The sequence below is a fragment of the Pseudomonas sp. LBUM1646 genome (assembly GCF_059716165.1).
Genome location: NZ_CP166810.1, coordinates 1,334,471 through 1,352,521, shown reverse-complemented (window position 1 = coordinate 1,352,521; position 18,051 = coordinate 1,334,471). Strand labels below are relative to the sequence as shown.

At 58.7% G+C, this 18,051-nt stretch carries 16 protein-coding genes; 3 read left to right on the top strand and 13 right to left on the bottom strand.

The window, feature by feature from the left end; genetic code table 11:
- Positions 1-2 precede the first annotated feature (2 nt).
- The 13 genes from lpxA to rpsB form a co-directional block, all read right to left on the bottom strand.
- Complete coding sequence (gene lpxA, locus ACA071_RS05885; RefSeq protein WP_497643530.1) at positions 3-779, bottom strand: acyl-ACP--UDP-N-acetylglucosamine O-acyltransferase; 777 nt, start codon at positions 777-779, stop codon at positions 3-5.
- The gene (gene fabZ, locus ACA071_RS05880; protein ID WP_017336708.1) at positions 776-1,216 is read right to left on the bottom strand and encodes a 3-hydroxyacyl-ACP dehydratase FabZ; all 441 of its coding nucleotides are present in this window, start codon (positions 1,214-1,216) and stop codon (positions 776-778) included. Before fabZ ends, lpxA begins: the two co-directional genes overlap by 4 nt.
- Before the next feature lie 108 nt (positions 1,217-1,324).
- Complete coding sequence (gene lpxD / locus ACA071_RS05875; RefSeq protein ID WP_497643529.1) at positions 1,325-2,380, bottom strand: UDP-3-O-(3-hydroxymyristoyl)glucosamine N-acyltransferase; 1,056 nt, start codon at positions 2,378-2,380, stop codon at positions 1,325-1,327.
- Positions 2,381-2,383: 3 nt separating this feature from the next.
- Positions 2,384-2,887 carry an OmpH/Skp family outer membrane protein gene (locus tag ACA071_RS05870; protein WP_092272436.1) on the bottom strand — a complete coding sequence of 168 codons (504 nt, stop codon included), beginning with the start codon at positions 2,885-2,887 and terminating at the stop codon, positions 2,384-2,386.
- A gap of 45 nt (positions 2,888-2,932) precedes the next feature.
- Positions 2,933-5,323, bottom strand: coding sequence for an outer membrane protein assembly factor BamA (bamA, locus tag ACA071_RS05865; protein ID WP_497643528.1), 2,391 nt, complete (start codon positions 5,321-5,323; stop codon positions 2,933-2,935).
- Between the two features lie 74 nt (positions 5,324-5,397).
- A complete protein-coding gene (rseP, locus tag ACA071_RS05860; protein WP_497643527.1) occupies positions 5,398-6,750 on the bottom strand; it encodes a sigma E protease regulator RseP in 1,353 nt (450 codons plus the stop codon).
- 54 nt (positions 6,751-6,804) lie between these two features.
- The gene (ispC, locus tag ACA071_RS05855) at positions 6,805-7,995 is read right to left on the bottom strand and encodes a 1-deoxy-D-xylulose-5-phosphate reductoisomerase (RefSeq protein WP_497643526.1); all 1,191 of its coding nucleotides are present in this window, start codon (positions 7,993-7,995) and stop codon (positions 6,805-6,807) included.
- Positions 7,992-8,798 carry a phosphatidate cytidylyltransferase gene (locus tag ACA071_RS05850; RefSeq protein WP_497643525.1) on the bottom strand — a complete coding sequence of 269 codons (807 nt, stop codon included), beginning with the start codon at positions 8,796-8,798 and terminating at the stop codon, positions 7,992-7,994. Before ACA071_RS05850 ends, ispC begins: the two co-directional genes overlap by 4 nt.
- A complete protein-coding gene (uppS, locus tag ACA071_RS05845; RefSeq protein WP_497643524.1) occupies positions 8,798-9,553 on the bottom strand; it encodes a polyprenyl diphosphate synthase in 756 nt (251 codons plus the stop codon). Before uppS ends, ACA071_RS05850 begins: the two co-directional genes overlap by 1 nt.
- Positions 9,554-9,566: 13 nt before the next feature.
- Positions 9,567-10,124, bottom strand: coding sequence for a ribosome recycling factor (gene frr / locus ACA071_RS05840; protein WP_131059158.1), 558 nt, complete (start codon positions 10,122-10,124; stop codon positions 9,567-9,569).
- Complete coding sequence (gene pyrH / locus ACA071_RS05835) at positions 10,121-10,864, bottom strand: UMP kinase (RefSeq protein WP_003172271.1); 744 nt, start codon at positions 10,862-10,864, stop codon at positions 10,121-10,123. Before pyrH ends, frr begins: the two co-directional genes overlap by 4 nt.
- A 210-nt stretch (positions 10,865-11,074) precedes the next feature.
- On the bottom strand, positions 11,075-11,938 hold the full coding sequence (gene tsf / locus ACA071_RS05830; RefSeq protein WP_497643523.1) for a translation elongation factor Ts: 864 nt from the start codon (positions 11,936-11,938) through the stop codon (positions 11,075-11,077).
- A 192-nt stretch (positions 11,939-12,130) separates the two neighbouring features.
- The gene (rpsB, locus tag ACA071_RS05825) at positions 12,131-12,868 is read right to left on the bottom strand and encodes a 30S ribosomal protein S2 (RefSeq protein WP_003219330.1); all 738 of its coding nucleotides are present in this window, start codon (positions 12,866-12,868) and stop codon (positions 12,131-12,133) included.
- A gap of 373 nt (positions 12,869-13,241) precedes the next feature.
- Between rpsB and map the strand changes: the two genes are divergently transcribed.
- Genes map through dapC form a run of 3 tightly spaced genes read left to right on the top strand, consistent with a single transcriptional unit; the run spans position 13,242 to position 18,014 of the window.
- The gene (gene map / locus ACA071_RS05820; RefSeq protein WP_123508101.1) at positions 13,242-14,024 is read left to right on the top strand and encodes a type I methionyl aminopeptidase; all 783 of its coding nucleotides are present in this window, start codon (positions 13,242-13,244) and stop codon (positions 14,022-14,024) included.
- 44 nt (positions 14,025-14,068) lie between these two features.
- The gene (locus tag ACA071_RS05815; RefSeq protein WP_497643522.1) at positions 14,069-16,771 is read left to right on the top strand and encodes a [protein-PII] uridylyltransferase; all 2,703 of its coding nucleotides are present in this window, start codon (positions 14,069-14,071) and stop codon (positions 16,769-16,771) included.
- Positions 16,772-16,814: 43 nt separating this feature from the next.
- Complete coding sequence (dapC, locus tag ACA071_RS05810) at positions 16,815-18,014, top strand: succinyldiaminopimelate transaminase (RefSeq protein ID WP_497643521.1); 1,200 nt, start codon at positions 16,815-16,817, stop codon at positions 18,012-18,014.
- Positions 18,015-18,051 lie beyond the last annotated feature (37 nt).

Here is an 18,051-nt window from a genome sequence, read left to right as displayed (position 1 = left end):
GATTAACGAGTGATGCCGCGGGTCGAAGACTGGATGGAATCACGGAACACCGCGACTTCCGGAAACTGTGCCGAGGGTTCGGCCAGTTCGCCGAGCGCCTGTTCGACCGTCAGGCCCTGACGGTAAACCACCTTGTAGGCACGACGCAGCGCATGGATCGCATCTTCGCTGAAACCGCGACGGCGCATGCCTTCGAAGTTCATGCTGCGGGCTTCGGCGGGGTTGCCGAATACCGTGACGTACGCTGGAACGTCCTTGCCAATGGCGGTGCCCATACCGGAAAAGCTGTGGGCGCCGATGTGGCAATACTGATGAACCAGGGTGAAGCCGGACAGGATCGCCCAGTCTTCAACGTGCACATGGCCCGCCAGCGCGGTGTTGTTGACCAGGATGCAGTGGTTGCCGATAACGCTGTCGTGGCCGATGTGGGCATAAGCCATGATCAGGTTGTGATCACCCAGGGTGGTTTCCGAACGGTCTTGAACAGTGCCACGATGAATCGTCACGCCTTCGCGGATGACGTTATGGTCGCCGATGACCAGGCGGGTTTCTTCGCCTTTGTATTTCAGATCGGGCGTGTCCTCACCTACCGAGGAAAACTGGTAGATGCGGTTGTGCTTACCGATTCGGGTCGGGCCCTTGAGAATCACATGCGGCCCGATCACTGTCCCCTCGCCGATTTCCACACCTGCGCCGATGATCGACCAGGGGCCGACCTCGACGTCGTCAGCCAGGATGGCTGTCGGATCGATGATTGCGCGAGGGTCAATCAAACTCATAGTTTGCGTTCCGCGCAGATGATTTCAGCGGAGCAGACTGGCTTGCCATCGACCGAAGCCTGGCATTCGAACTTCCAGATCTGGCGCTTGCAGCTGATGAAGCGGGCTTCGAGGATCAACTGATCGCCTGGGGTGACAGGCTGGCGAAAACGCAGCTTGTCGGAGCCGACGAAGTAGTAAAGCGTGCCGTCAGCAGGCTTCACGTCGAGCATTTTGAAACCAAGGATACCGGCAGCCTGAGCCATCGCTTCGATGATCAGTACGCCCGGCATGATTGGATGCGCAGGGAAGTGACCATTGAAGAACGGTTCGTTGATGCTGACATTCTTGTAGGCGCGAATGCGCTTGCCTTCCACATCCAGTTCCACGACCCGGTCCACCAGCAGGAACGGGTAACGGTGAGGCAGGTATTCGCGAATCTCGTTGATGTCCATCATTTCGGGGGGAAGCCTATGTAAAGATTGGGAGAGCGCGACTGACGCGCACCCCTCTAGCAAATCAAGGAGGCAGTCTAGCGGCTGTGCACACTTGATATGGAAATGGTATCAGCCATCTGATGAAGCATTACCGCCAGGGGTCACTTCCCCTACTCGCTTTTCCAGCTGTCGCAGACGTCGCGCGATGTCATCGAGCTGACGGATGCGTGCCGCGCTTTTGCGCCACTCGGCAGCCGGTTGCATGGCTGTACCGGAAGAATAGGAACCCGGCTCGGTAATCGAGTGGGTCACCATGGTCATCCCGGTCAGGAAAACGTTGTCGCAAATCTCGATATGCCCCACCAGCCCTACACCGCCGGCGAGCATGCAGTGCTTGCCGATCTTGGTGCTGCCGGAGATCCCCACGCACGCGGCCATGGCGGTGTGGTCACCGACCTGGACGTTGTGGGCGATCTGAATCTGATTGTCGAGCTTCACACCATTGCCGAGGATAGTATCGGCCAGCGCACCACGGTCGATGGCGGTATTTACGCCAATCTCCACGTCGTCGCCGACCAGCACACCACCGATCTGGGCGATTTTCTGCCAGACACCTTTCTCGTTGGCGAAACCAAAACCTTCGCCACCGAGTACGGCACCCGACTGAATGACTACGCGTTTGCCGATGCGCACGTCGTGGTACAGCGTGACCCGCGGAGCCAGCCAGCCGCCCTCACCAATCTCGCAGCGCGCACCGATGAAGCAATGCGCCCCGACGGTCACACCCGCCGCAATATGCGCGGCGCTTTCGATCACCGCAAAAGCCCCGATGCTTGCCGCCGGATCGACCACCGCATCCGCCGCTACCACGGCTGTCGGATGAATACCGGCAGCCGCCTTTGGCTTGGGATCGAACAGATGGGAAACACGGGCGTAAGCCAGGTACGGATCAGGCACGACCAGCGCATTACCGGCAAATCCTTCAGCGTCAGCGGCCTTCAGCAACAGGGCTGCGGCTTTACTGTCCGGCAGGTATTTACGGTATTGCGGGTTTGCCAGAAAGCTCAACTGAGCTGGGCCAGCCTCTTGCAAAGTGGCTAGCCCAGTAATTTCTTTCTCCGGGTCGCCACGTAGGGTGGCGCCGAGGAACTCGGCCAATTGGCCGAGCTTTATAGTCGCTGTCATGGATTACTTCAGCTGATTCATGCGCTCGATAACCTGGCGAGTGATGTCGTACTGAGGTTTGACATCAATCACTGCGCCACGCTCGAAGACCAGGTCAAAAGCACCTTTCTTGATGACTTCTTCCACAGCGCTGTCCAGTTTCGGCTTGAGCTGCTTCAGCATTTCACGGTCGGCAACGGCTTTGGCTTCGTTCAATTCCTTGGACTGGAACTGGAAGTCACGGGCCTTTTGCTTGAACTCAAGCTCCAGGCGTTCGCGTTCGCCTTGCTGCATCTTGTCGCCACCGGCCACCAGACGGTCCTGGATACCCTTGGCACTGCTTTCCAGTGTCTTGAGTTTGCTCAGCTGCGGGCCGAACTTCTTTTCCGCATCCACGGCGTATTTCTTGGCCGCGTCGGATTCCAGCAGGGCCATCTGATAGTTCAGGACGGCGATTTTCATGTCGGCAAAAGCCGGACCTGCTACCAGTACGGTCGCCAGGAGAACCAATTGAGTCAACTTACGCACGATGCACTCCTACAAAATCCATTGTCGTTATCTTGGGTCAGACGCTTAGAACGTCTGGCCGAGGGAGAATTGGAACACTTGAGTCTCAGCGTCATCCGGTTTCTTGATCGGCATGGCCAACGCGAAGCTCAGAGGACCCAGTGCGGTAACCCATGTCACGCCGACACCGACGGAACTGGCTACGTTGCTCAGGCTGATGTCGTTGCACTCTGTTTGAGAGGTCGAACCGACATTGGCGTTAGTCGTCTTGTCGCACTTGGAATCGAATACGTTACCCACATCCCAGAATACCGAAGTACGCAGGGAACGCTGATCCTTGACGAATGGCAGCGGGAACAGCACTTCGACACCACCCTGGATCAGGACGTTACCACCGAACGGCAGCGGATCCTGGTCCGGGTCGGCGAGGGTACCGGCGTTACCCGTCTTATCAAAGCCACGGCTTGGCGTACTGCGCGGGCCAAGGGTACTGTCCTTGAAGCCACGAACAGAGTTGAAACCACCAGCATAGTAGTTTTCATAGAACGGCAAGCCATCGGTGGAACCGTAGCCATCGCCATAACCGAGCTCGGTATGCAGGCGTAAGGTGTAGTTCTCAGTGATTGGCTGGAACAACTGACCGCGGTAATCAAGTTTGAAGAACGACAGGTCGCTGCCAGGGGTCGTGGTTTCCAGAGTCAGGCTCTGGGAATGGCCACGGGTCGCCAGTACGCCTTTGTTCAACGTCGACTCGGACCAACCGGCCGAGGCCTTGAAGTTCAGGTAGCTGTCGCCTTCACGGTTTACGAAGTCGAAAATCTCGTCGACGGTGTATTGACCGGTCTTGATCTTGTCCTGTTGAGCAGTCAGGCCGAACGTCAGGCGCGACGTTTCGCTGATCGGGTAACCGACGCTTACGCCAGCACCCAGGCTGTCTACCGCATAGCTTGCTACATCGACGTCGAGGTCTTTGTAGTCAGTGGTGCGATAGAACGCGTTGTAACCCAGGCTCACACCGTCAGCAGTCCAGTACGGGTCGACATAACCGAAGTTATAGCGACTTTGGTATTCGCTTCGGGTCAGACCGATGCTGACCTTGTTACCGGTACCCAGGAAGTTGTTCTGGGTGATCGAGCCACCGAGGATCAGACCGGCACTCTGGGCGAAACCGACACTGGCGGTAATCGAACCGGAAGCCTGCTCTTCAACGCTGTAGTTCACGTCAACCTGGTCGTCCACGCCCGGAACGGCCGGGGTTTCGACGTTGACTTCCTTGAAGAAGCCCAGACGCTCAAGACGGGTCTTGGATTGGTCGATCAAATAGGTCGAAGCCCAACCGCCTTCCATCTGACGCATTTCACGACGCAGCACTTCGTCTTCGGACTTGGTGTTGCCACGGAAGTTGATGCGGTTCACGTAGGCACGCTTGCCCGGATCAACAGCGAAAGTGATGTCTACCGTGTGGTCGTCATCATGAGGCTGAGGCACGCCGTTAACGTTGGCGAAGGTATAACCCTCGTTACCGAGACGACGGGTGATCAGTTCGGAAGTGGTGGTCATCAGCTTGCGCGAGAACACCTGGCCTTTCTGGACCAGCAGCAGGGACTTGACCTGGTCTTCAGGCACTTTCAGGTCACCGCTGAGCTTCACGTCACGAACGGTGTACTTCTCGCCTTCGTTGACGTTGACGGTGATGTAGACGTGTTTTTTGTCCGGGGTGATGGACACCTGGGTCGAAGCGATATCCATGTTGATATAGCCGCGGTCCAGGTAGTAGGAGCGCAGACGCTCCAGGTCACCGGAGAGCTTTTCACGAGCGTACTTGTCATCGTTCTTGAAGAACGACAGCCAGTTGGTGGTCTTGAGTTCGAACAGGTCGATCAGGTCTTCATCGGCGAAGACCGTGTTACCCACCACGTTGATGTGCTGGATAGCGGCAACGGTGCCTTCGTTGATGTTGACCTTCAACGCCACGCGGTTACGCGGCTGCGCCACCACTTCGGTGTCGACGGTCGCCGAGTAACGGCCCTGAGCGACATACTGGCGCTGCAGTTCGTTACGCACACCTTCAAGGGTGGCACGCTGGAAGATCTCGCCTTCGGACAACCCGGATTGCTTGAGGCCCTTCATCAGGTCTTCAGTGGAGATGGCCTTGTTACCCTCGATCTCGATACTGGCGACCGACGGCCGCTCGACTACCGTGATAACGAGGACATTGCCTTCGCGACCCAGCTGGATATCTTGAAAGAAACCGGTTTTGAACAACGCACGAGTGGATTCCACCAGGCGACGATCATCCGCCTGTTCACCGACGTTCAACGGCAAAGCACCAAAGACACTACCCGCGGAGACCCGCTGGAGGCCATTGACGCGAATATCAGAGATAGTGAAGGACTCGGCGTGAACTTCGGCGATCATCAATACGGTGAGAACCGCAGTTAGCAGCAGACGTTTCATGAAGTCCTTTCTTATTCCAACTGGCAATAAACAAACTGCCGCAAAATGCGGCAGATTCGCAATTCAGCGAAGCGTTACAGTCGACCCAGATCATTGACCAGAGCAAGCAACATCACCCCGACCACCAAACTGATACCGATCTGTATCCCCCAACCCTGCACCCGATCTGACAAGGGGCGACCACGCACCCACTCGATCAGATAAAACAACAAATGCCCCCCATCCAGTACTGGAATGGGCAACAAATTCAGAACTCCCAGGCTAATACTCAGATAAGCAAGGAAATTCAGGAAATCAGCGACACCCGACTGGGCAGAAGCGCCCGCCACTTTAGCAATGGTTATCGGTCCACTCAAGTTTTTTACCGAGAGCTCGCCGAACAACATTTTCTTGAGCGAATCGAGGGTCAGTACACTCATGGTCCAGGTGCGTCGGGCACCCTCCCCAATTGCCGCCACCGGACCGTAGCTGACCTCGCGAATCATCTCTGGTGGCCAATCGACTGCTTTCACTCCAGCACCCAGGTAACCTGTGGGTGCCTTGCTCCCGCCGCGAGCCGCCAGCGTCACAGGGACGTCGATTTGAGCACCATCGCGCTCGACGCGCAGCATGATTTTGGTATCCGGATGCATACGCACGGTATCGACTACTTGCTGCCAGTCATCCAGTGACTTGCCATCAAGCGCCAACAACCGGTCACCGGTCTTCAGGCCCGCGGCTTGCGCCGGCCCTTTCGAATCGAGTTCCGCCAGGATCGGCGGCAACGCCGGACGCCATGGGCGAATACCCAGCGAGCGAATCGGGTCCGGCTCATCGGCGCCCTTGAGCCAATGATCCAGCGCCAGCTCTCGCGGCGAATCGGCAGTAGAACCCTGTTCACGCACCAGCAACTGCAAGGTACCGCTCTCGCCAAGGCGGCGGACCAGTTGCAAGTTCACGGCGGCCCATCCGGAAGTCGGCTCACCATCGATGGCAACGATTTCCTGATTCGGGCTCAAACCGGCCTTGGCCGCGATACTGCCCGACTCGACCGCGCCGATAACCGGGCGCACCTGCTCGCTGCCGAGCATGGCTAACACCCAGAAAAACACCATCGCCAGCAGAAAGTTGGCAATCGGACCCGCCGCAACGATGGCAATGCGCTGGCGCACGGATTTGCGATTAAAGGATTGATCGAGCTGATTGACCGGCACTTCGCCTTCGCGCTCGTCGAGCATCTTCACGTAGCCGCCCAGCGGGATGGCCGCCAGCACGAACTCCGTGCCTTGCTTGTCGTGCCAGCGCAGCAACGGCATACCGAAGCCCACGGAGAAACGCAGCACTTTGACCCCACAGCGACGCGCGACCCAGAAGTGGCCGAATTCGTGGAAGGTGACCAGCACGCCCAGGGCTACCAGGGTGCCGACAATCATATAGAGCGCGCTCATCTACTTTCTCCGCAATCCTATCCAGTGCTGCATGGGGCTAACGTACGGCAGCACTTATCGCCCGTGACGACTCAACCACTGTTCGGCCAGCAGACGCGCCTTGGCGTCTGCGGTGAACACCGCCTCGAGATCATTCACCGCAACCACAGGCTCGAGATTCAAGACTTCCTCGATGATACTCGCGATTTCCGGGTAACGAACCCGTCCGTCGAGAAACGCCGCGACCGCCACTTCATTTGCCGCATTGAGCATGGCCGGCGCGCTGTTGCCCGCCTCTGCCGCTTGCCGCGCCAGGCGCAGGCACGGGAAACGTTCTTCATCGGGCGCCTGGAAATCCAGGCGCGCAATGGCAAACAGATCCAGTGGGGCAACACCCGAGTCGATCCGCTCTGGCCAGGCCAGGGCGTTGGCAATCGGTGTGCGCATATCCGGGTTACCCAACTGGGCCAATACCGAACCATCGATATAGTCGACCAGCGAGTGGATAACGCTCTGCGGATGAATCACCACTTCGACCTGGGAGGGCTTGGCATCGAACAGCCAGCAGGCTTCGATCAGCTCAAGCCCCTTGTTCATCATGCTGGCTGAGTCGACCGAGATCTTGCGACCCATGGACCAGTTCGGGTGAGCACAGGCCTGATCGGGAGTAACATGCGCCAGCTCGGCCATCGGCGTCTGTCGGAACGGTCCACCAGAGGCTGTCAGTAAAATCCGACGCACGCCAACCGCACCCAGCCCACGGGCAAAATCGTTTGGCATGCACTGGAAAATCGCGTTGTGCTCGCTGTCGATCGGCAGCAGCACCGAACCGCTTTTGCGCACGGCCTGCATGAACAACGCGCCGGACATCACCAGCGCTTCTTTGTTAGCCAGCAAGATCTTCTTGCCCGCCTCGACCGCCGCCAGGGTCGGACGCAAGCCCGCCGCACCGACGATGGCCGCCATGACCGCGTCGACTTCAGGATCGGCAGCGACCTGACACAGGCCCGCCTCCCCCACCAGAACGCGCGTCGACAGGCCGGCAGCGCGCAAGTCGTCCTGCAGCGTACGGGCAGCACCCGCTTCAGGCACGACCGCAAACCGCGGTGTATGCCGTACACACAGGGCCAGCAGCTCACTCAGTCGAGTAAAACCGCTCAATGCGAACACTTGATAACGCTCGGGATGACGCGCGATGACATCCAGGGTGCTCAGGCCAATCGAGCCCGTCGCCCCCAGGACGGTAATCTGCTGTGGACGGCTCACGGTGCCGCCATCCACAACAGCACCGCGAAGACCGGAATCGCTGCCGTCAGGCTGTCGATACGGTCCAGCACGCCGCCGTGACCTGGCAGCAGATTACTGCTGTCCTTGATCCCGGACTGACGCTTGAACATGCTTTCGGTGAGGTCGCCCACCACCGAAATGAACACGATCAATGCGGCACCGACCAGACCTTTGAGCAGTTCCGCCACCGTCCAGTCGCGAACCAGACCGACCACCAGCGTGATCACCAGGCTCAGTGCCAGGCCGCCATAGACGCCTTCCCAGCTTTTGCCGGGACTGACCTGCGGTGCCAGCTTGCGCTTGCCGAATTTGCGGCCGGAAAAGTACGCACCGATATCGGCGCCCCAGACCAGCACCATGACTGCCATGATCAGCCAGTTACCCAAGGGCTCTTGCTTGATCTGGACCAGACCTTGCCAGGCCGGCAGCAGGATCAGCAAACCGATCACCAGCTTGCAGGCCGCGCTGGCCCAGTGTTCGCTGGAGCGCGGGTACGTCAGCACCAGATACGTCGCCACTACCCACCAGAGCACAGAGGCGCCCAACACCCAAGGCGCGAGCCCGGGCAGGATATACATGACGAACAGCATCAGCGCGACCACAGCGGCATAGGCAACGCGAATCGGTTGGGCGGTGAAACCTGCCAGGCGGGCCCACTCCCATGCACCCAAGGTCACGACCAGCCCGATGAACAGCGCAAAACCGGAGCCCTCGAGCAGGAAAAACCCGCACAAGGCAATCGGCAGCAGGATCAGCGCAGTAATAATTCGTTGTTTAAGCATTAAACCCGGGCTCCAGACTCGATCTGCTCGCTCGTTTTACCGAAGCGGCGCTGACGAGAAGCGAAATCGGCCAGCGCGGTGCGCATGGCTTCGTGTTTGAAGTCCGGCCAGAACAGGTCGGAGAAGTACAGCTCGGTGTAAGCCAGCTGCCACAGCAGGAAATTGCTGATGCGGTGTTCCCCACCGGTACGGATGCACAGGTCCGGCAGCGGCAGATCGCCGGTTACCAGACAGGTTTGCAGCAGTTCCGGGGTGATGTCTTCCGGGCGCAGATGCCCGGCCTGAACTTCTCGCGCCAGACGCTGCGCAGCTTGCGCAATATCCCACTGACCGCCGTAGTTGGCGGCGATCTGCAGGATAAAACGATTGGAACCGGCGGTAATTGCCTCGGCTTCGCGCATGGCTGCTTGAAGCTCGGGGTGAAAACGCGAACGGTCGCCAATGATGCGCAGGCTGATGTTGTTGTCGTTGAGGCGCTTGGCCTCGCGACGCAGCGCCTTGAAGAACAGATCCATCAAGGCACTGACCTCATCGGCCGGGCGCTGCCAGTTTTCACTGGAAAAGGCGAACAGGGTCAGCACCTCGACCTTGGCCTCGGCGCACACCTCGATTACCGCACGAACCGCATCCACACCCGCTTTATGCCCGGCGACACCCGGCATAAAGCGTTTTTTCGCCCAGCGATTGTTACCATCCATGATGATCGCGACATGGCGCGGCACCGCGGACGGCGCAGTCTGCTTGGTCTTATCCATGAAAACGCGACCCTTATACGGCCATCAGGTCCGCTTCTTTTTGCTTGGTCGCTGCGTCGATATCGGCCTCAGCCTTGTCGGTCAGCTTCTGGATATCAGCAGCGGCACGACGCTCTTCGTCTTCGCTGATTTCCTTGTCCTTGACCAGCTTCTTCAGGTCGCCAAGTGCATCACGACGAATATTGCGTACGGCAACACGAGCATCTTCAGCTGCGCTACGCGCCTGCTTGGTGAAGCCCTTGCGGGTTTCTTCAGTCAGGGCAGGCATGGAGATCAGCAGCAACTCACCCAGGTTGGTCGGGTTGAGGTTCAAACCGGCACTTTGGATCGCTTTGTCGACTGCCGCGAGCATATTGCGCTCAAACGCCACGACCTGAAGGGTCCGGGAGTCTTTTACCGTGATGTTGGCCACCTGGGTAATGGAGGTGTCTGCGCCGTAGTACGGCACCATCACGCTGCCCAGAATGCTTGGGTGAGCCTTGCCGGTACGAATCTGACCAAATGCATGGTTCAGAGAGTCCAGAGATTTCTGCATGCGCTCTTGAGCGTCTTTCTTGATTTCGTTGATCATTGTTGGCCTTCCTCGATCAGGGTCCCTTCAGCGCCGCCATGTACGATGTTCAGCAGGGCGCCGGGCTTGTTCATGTTAAATACGCGCAATGGCATCTTGTGGTCGCGGCACAGGCAAATAGCCGTCAGATCCATCACACCCAGCTTGCGATCCAGCACTTCATCGTAGGTCAGATGATCGAACTTCTCGGCATGCGGGTCTTTGAATGGGTCAGCGGTGTAGACGCCATCGACCTTGGTCGCCTTGAGCACGACATCGGCATCGATTTCGATTGCACGCAGGCAAGCGGCCGAATCCGTAGTGAAGAACGGATTGCCCGTACCGGCCGCAAAAATCACCACTTCCTTGGCGTTCAGGTGGCGCATGGCCTTGCGGCGATCGTAGTGATCGGTCACGCCAACCATGGAAATGGCCGACATCACGATGGCCGAGATATTGGCACGTTCCAGCGCATCACGCATGGCCAGGGCGTTCATCACAGTGGCCAGCATGCCCATGTGGTCACCGGTGACCCGATCCATGCCGGCCGCGCTCAGCGCTGCCCCACGGAACAGATTGCCGCCGCCGATCACCAGACCGACCTGCACACCGATGCCGACCAGTTGGCCGACTTCCAGCGCCATGCGATCCAGAACTTTCGGATCGATCCCGAACTCTTCCGAGCCCATCAGGGCCTCGCCGCTAAGCTTGAGTAGAATGCGTTTATAGCGAGCCTGATAACCACTGCCCTGCTGAGCCATTGCGAATCTCTCCTGCGGCGTATTGTAAAAAATTCTTTGCGAGCTGTTTACAGCTGGCGTTCACTCTAGCTTGGCGCTGCTTCAGCGCCATCGGAACATGGCTTTGTAAGCCAGTTCCAAAGGGAAACCAATAAAAATTGGTGGCCCATCTGAAAAGAGGCTGCGCGCGTAAGCGGGCAGCCTCTTCAGGGCGACAGTTAAAAAACCGTCTTATTGCTTGGCGGCAGCCAGCTGGGCAGCAACTTCTTCAGCGAAGTTGTCGACCGGCTTCTCGATGCCATCGCCTACTTTGAAGTAGGTGAAGGAAACGATTTCAGCACCGGCTTTCTTGGCCAGTTCGCCGACCTTGATTTCAGGGTTCTTAACGAACGCCTGCTCAACCAGGCTGGCTTCGGCCAGGAACTTGCTGATACGGCCTTTGACCATGTTTTCAACGATGTTTTCTGGCTTGCCAGCGATCTTGTCAGCGTTGAGGGTCAGGAACACGCCCTTCTCACGCTCAACCGCTTCAGCGGAAACTTCCGATGGCAGCAGGAATTCAGGGTTGGTCGCCGCTACGTGCATGGCGATGTCTTTGGCCAGCTCGACGCTGCCGCCTTTAAGGGCAACCACAACACCGATCTTGTTGCCGTGCAGGTAACCACCAACAACGTCACCTTCAACGCGAGCCAGGCGACGGATGTTGACGTTTTCGCCAACCTTGCCGACCAGTACCAGGCGATCAGCTTCTTGAGCGGCGATCAGCGGAGCAACTTCAGTCAGCTTGTCAGCGAACGCTTTTTCAACGCTTGCAGCAACAAATGCCTTGAAGTCGTCCTGCAGAGCCAGGAAGTCGGTCTGCGAGTTCACTTCCAGCAGAACGGCAGATTTGCCGTCTTCTTTCAGAGAGATCGCGCCTTCAGCGGCAACGTTGCCAGCTTTCTTGGCAGCCTTGATAGCGCCGGAAGCACGCATGTCATCAATGGCTTTTTCGATGTCGCCGCCGGCCTTGGTCAAGGCCTTTTTGCAATCCATCATGCCTTCGCCAGTACGCTCACGCAGTTCTTTAACCAACGCTGCAGTAATCTCTGCCATTTCAAAAATCCTCTTGGATAGGTTATCAACCATTCCACCCGATCGAACGGGCGTTCAATTCTTCCCGAACCACCCTTGTAAGCCGCTGCACGTTACAGAAGCTGTAGCTGTGCTGCCGACAAATGGTTTCCGAGGTGGCAAAAAGGGGGCCAAGCCCCCTTTTTGCTTACTGAGTCAACGCCAAGGCGTCAATTACTCAGCTGCTGCTACCGGAGCTTCTTCAACGAACTGCTCGGTGCCGCCAGCAACGTGGTTGCGACCGCGGATTACTGCGTCAGCCATCGAACCCATGTACAACTGGATAGCGCGGATTGCGTCATCGTTGCCTGGGATGATGTAGTCAACGCCTTCCGGGCTGCTGTTGGTATCGACTACGCCGATAACCGGGATGCCCAGCTTGTTGGCTTCGGTGATCGCGATGCGCTCGTGATCAACGTCGATAACGAACAAAGCGTCTGGCAGACCGCCCATGTCCTTGATACCACCCAGGGAACGATCGAGCTTCTCAAGATCGCGAGTGCGCATCAGCGCTTCTTTCTTGGTCAGCTTGGCGAAAGTACCGTCTTCGGCTTGCACTTCAAGGTCACGCAGACGCTTGATGGAAGCACGGATGGTTTTGAAGTTGGTCAGCATGCCGCCCAACCAGCGGTGATCGACGTACGGCGAACCGCAACGTGCTGCTTCTTCAGCAACGATCTTGCCAGCGGAACGCTTGGTGCCGACGAACAGAATCTTGTTTTTGCCCTGGGCCAGGCGCTCTACGAAAGTCAGAGCTTCGTTGAACATTGGCAGGGTTTTTTCAAGGTTGATGATGTGGATCTTGTTACGCGCGCCGAAAATGTATTTACCCATTTTCGGGTTCCAGTAACGGGTTTGGTGACCGAAGTGCACACCGGCCTTCAGCATATCGCGCATGTTGACTTGGGACATGATAGTTCCTTAATAAGTCGGGTTTGGCCTCCACGTATCCCAATGACCAACCAGCAGCATCAGCTGAAGGCACCCAGGTCATCGTGTCGACACGTGTGTGGATTTAAGCCTTTCGGGGTATCCCCGGAAAGCGGCGCATTTTATATCACAGGGCTGCAAAAAACGGAACCCGGATTCTCAATTCCTGGCGCGCGCCTTTATCAGCGCCCTTGGAATCGCTCAAGAATGCGCCTATCTATAGAGAGAAGCGATGCACAGAGGCTCAGATTTGCGCTGATCGTCTGTTAGAATCGCGTTTTTCAGGGCCGCGAAGATCGATCGCGCAATGCCCATCCCGAATTAGTAAGCGCCGTTGTGCGCAGAGAGAGCCTGTATGACCGTCACCCTCAAAACCCCCGAGGACATCGCCAAAATGCGGATCGCCGGCAAACTGGCCGCCGATGTGCTGGAAATGATTGCCGAACATGTCAAACCGGGCATCACCACCGAAGAGCTGGACCGCATCTGCCACGACTACATCGTCAACGAGCAGCAAGCCATCCCTGCCCCGCTCAACTACAAGGGTTTCCCGAAGTCGATCTGCACCTCGATCAATCACGTGGTCTGCCACGGCATCCCGAACGAGAAGCCGCTGAAGAATGGCGACACCGTGAACATCGACGTGACCGTGATCAAGGACGGCTACCACGGCGATACCAGTCGCATGTTTCACGTCGGCACTGTGCCGGTCTGGGCCGAGCGCCTGTCGCAGGTCACCCAGGAATGCATGTACAAGGCCATCGAAATCGTCAAACCCGGCTGCCGCCTGGGCGACATCGGCGAAGTGATCCAGAAGCACGCTGAAAAGAACGGTTTCTCGGTGGTTCGCGAGTTCTGTGGCCACGGCATCGGCAAGGTGTTCCACGAAGAGCCGCAGATCCTGCACTACGGCCGCGCCGGCACTGGTATGGAACTCAAGGCCGGCATGACCTTCACCATCGAGCCGATGATCAACCAGGGCAAGGCCGACACCAAGGTCCTGGGCGACGGCTGGACCGCGATCACCAAGGACCGCAAGCTTTCCGCCCAGTGGGAACACACGCTATTGGTGACCGACACCGGCTACGAGATCTTCACCCTGCGCGCCGATGACACCATCCCGCGCGTTTCGGCCTGATAGCCGCGTTCTGCCCCTAGCCTTATAGAAAGGAAAGCCAATCGATGCCGCAGGTGGATCCCGAACTCTTCGACCGTGGCCAGTTCCAGGCTGAACTGGCCCTGAAGGCCAGCCCGATCGCGGCCTTCAAGAAGGCGATTCGCCAGGCCCGCGAGGTGCTCGACGGGCGCTTTCGCAGCGGCCGCGACATTCGCCGGCTGATCGAGGATCGCGCCTGGTTCGTCGATAACATCCTGCAAAAAGCCTGGGAGCAGTTCAACTGGAGCGAAGACGCCGACATCGCGCTGGTCGCGGTTGGCGGTTACGGTCGCGGTGAGTTGCACCCTTATTCCGACATCGACTTGCTGATCCTGCTGGACAGCGCCGACCACGAAGTTTTCCGCGATTCCATCGAGCGTTTTCTGACGCTGTTGTGGGACATCGGCCTGGAAGTCGGTCAGAGCGTGCGCTCGGTGGACGAATGCGCCGTCGAGGCCCGCGCCGACCTGACGGTGGTCACCAACCTGATGGAAAGCCGCACCATCTGCGGCCCCGAGCGCCTGCGCCAGCGCATGCTGGACGTCACCAGCACTGCGCACATGTGGCCGAGCAAGGACTTCTTCCTGGCCAAACGCGCCGAGCAGAAGGCCCGACACCACAAATACAACGACACCGAATACAACCTGGAACCCAACGTCAAAGGCTCGCCCGGCGGCCTGCGGGATATCCAGACGATTTTGTGGGTGGCCCGTCGCGAATACGGCACCCTGAACCTGCGGGCCCTGGCCGGCGAAGGCTTTTTGGTAGAGAGCGAAAACGCCCTGCTGGCCTCGTCCCAGGAGTTCCTGTGGAAGGTCCGTTACGCCTTGCACATGCTCGCCGGGCGTTCCGAGGACCGCTTGCTGTTCGATCACCAGCGCTCCATCGCCGGGCTGCTGGGTTTCGAGGGCGATGACGCCAAGCAAACCATCGAAAACTTCATGCAGCAGTATTACCGGGTGGTCATGAGCATCGCCCAGCTCAGCGACCTGATCATCCAGCACTTCGAGGAAGTCATCCTCGCGCCGGAAGACGAAGCGCCGCCGCAGCCGATCAACTCGCGGTTCCAGCTGCACGATGGCTACATCGAGGCGCGCAACGACAACGTGTTCCGTCGTACGCCGTTCGCCATGCTCGAAATCTTCGTGCTGATGGCCCAGCAGCCGGAAATCAAAGGCGTGCGCGCCGATACCATTCGGCTGCTGCGGGAAAACCGCCACCTGATCGACGACGATTTCCGCAACGATATTCGCAACACCAGCCTGTTCATCGAGTTGTTCAAGTGCAAGATCGGCATCCACCGCAACCTGCGGCGGATGAACCGTTACGGCATCCTCGGGCGCTATTTGCCGGAGTTCGGCTTTATCGTCGGGCAGATGCAGCACGACCTGTTCCACATCTATACGGTCGATGCCCATACCCTGAACCTGATCAAGCACCTGCGTAAGTTGCAGTACACCCAGGTGTCGGAAAAATTCCCGCTGGCCAGCAAGCTCATGGCCAAGCTGCCCAAACCCGAACTGATCTACCTGGCCGGCCTGTACCACGACATCGGCAAGGGCCGGCATGGCGATCATTCGGACATCGGCGCGGTGGATGCCGAAGCCTTTTGCCAGCGTCATCAGTTGCCGACGTGGGACAGTCGCCTGATCGTCTGGCTGGTGCAGAACCACTTGGTGATGTCGACCACTGCCCAGCGCAAAGACTTGTCCGACCCGCAGGTGATCCACGATTTCGCGCAGATCGTCGGCGATGAAACCCATCTCGATTACCTGTATGTACTGACCGTCGCCGACATCAACGCCACCAACCCGACGCTGTGGAATTCCTGGCGCGCCAGCCTGTTGCGCCAGCTCTACACCGAGACCAAGCGTGCCTTGCGCCGTGGCCTGGAAAACCCGGTAGATCGCGAAGAACAGATCCGCCAGACCCAGAGCGCGGCCCTGGACATTCTGGTGCGCGGTGGCACCGATCCGGACGACGTCGAGCAACTGTGGGCGCAATTGGGTGACGACTATTTCCTGCGCCACACCGCCGGCGACGTGGCCTGGCACAGTGACGCGATCCTGCAGCAGCCGGCCGATGGCGGGCCCCTGGTGCTGATCAAGGAAACCACCCAGCGCGAATTCGAGGGTGGCACGCAGATCTTCATTTATGCGCCGGACCAGCATGACTTCTTCGCCGTGACCGTGGCGGCGATGGACCAGCTCAACCTGAACATTCATGACGCCCGGGTCATTACCTCCAGCAGCCAGTTCACCCTCGACACCTACATCGTGCTCGATACCGATGGCGATTCGATCGGCGACAACCCGACACGGGTCAAGCAGATCCGCGAAGGCCTGACCGAAGCCCTGCGCAACCCGGACGACTACCCGACGATCATCCAGCGCCGGGTGCCACGCCAGCTCAAGCACTTCGCGTTTGCGCCACAGGTGACGATCCACAACGACGCCCAGCGTCCGGTCACAGTGCTGGAGCTCAGCGCCCCCGACCGCCCGGGCCTGCTGGCGCGGATCGGCACGATCTTCCTCGAATTCGACCTGTCGCTGCAAAACGCCAAGATCGCCACGTTGGGCGAGCGTGTGGAAGACGTGTTCTTCATCACCGACGCGCATAACCAGCCGTTGTCCGACCCGTTGCTGTGCAGCCGTTTGCAGGATGCGATCGTCGAACAATTGAGCGTCAGCCACGAACCCGAGATCAAACTGTCGCGCATCAGCATCTAGCCGCGCGCCAGGATTCAGCCGCTTTGAACGAGACCCCACACCGATGAACAACGCTCTGAACCAGCTGCAGCCCTACCCGTTCGAGAAACTCCGCGCCCTGCTTGGCAGCGTCACGCCAAACCCGGACAAGCGCCCTATCGCGCTGTCCATTGGCGAGCCGAAGCACCGCTCGCCAAGCTTTGTCGCCGAAGCCTTGGCCAGTAATCTGGATCAGATGGCCGTGTACCCGACCACCCTCGGTGTTCCGGCCCTGCGTGAGGCCATCGCTGCCTGGTGTGAACGTCGTTTCAACGTCCCGAGCGGCTGGCTCGATCCGGCGCGCAACGTGCTGCCGGTCAATGGCACCCGTGAAGCGCTGTTTGCCTTCACCCAAACCGTGGTCAACCGTGGCGATGACGCCCTGGTGGTCAGCCCGAATCCGTTCTATCAGATCTACGAAGGTGCCGCGTTCCTGGCGGGCGCCAAGCCGCACTACCTGCCGTGCCTGGACGAAAACGGCTTCAACCCGGATTTCGATGCCGTCTCGCCAGACATCTGGAAACGTTGCCAGATCCTGTTCCTGTGCTCGCCAGGCAATCCGACCGGCGCGTTGATCCCGGTCGACACCCTGAAAAAACTGATCGCCCTGGCCGACGAATACGACTTCGTGATCGCCGCCGACGAGTGCTACAGCGAGTTGTACTTCGACGAACAAACCCCGCCGCCGGGCCTGCTCAGCGCCTGCGTGGAACTGGGCCGCAAGGACTTCAAGCGCTGCGTGGTGTTCCACAGCCTGTCCAAGCGCTCCAACCTGCCAGGCCTGCGTTCGGGGTTTGTGGCGGGTGATGCCGATATCCTCAAGGGCTTCCTGCTGTACCGCACCTACCACGGCTGCGCGATGCCGGTTCAGACGCAACTGGCCAGCGTTGCCGCGTGGAACGATGAAGTGCATGTCCGGGCCAACCGTGCGTTGTATCGCGAAAAGTACGATGCAGTGCTGGAAATTCTCAGCCCGGTGATGGACGTGCAGCGCCCGGACGGCGGTTTCTACCTGTGGCCGAACGTTAAAGGTGATGACGAGGCGTTCTGCCGTGATTTGTTTGTGCAAGAACATGTCACTGTGGTCCCTGGCTCGTACCTGTCCCGAGAAGTCGAAGGCTTCAATCCAGGGGCCGGTCGCGTGCGCATGGCACTGGTCGCGCCACTGGCGGAGTGTGTAGAAGCCGCTCAGCGGATTCGCGCGTTTATTGCCAGCAAGGCATAAACAGAAACAACAAGACAACCCGCACGGTGCAATGCCG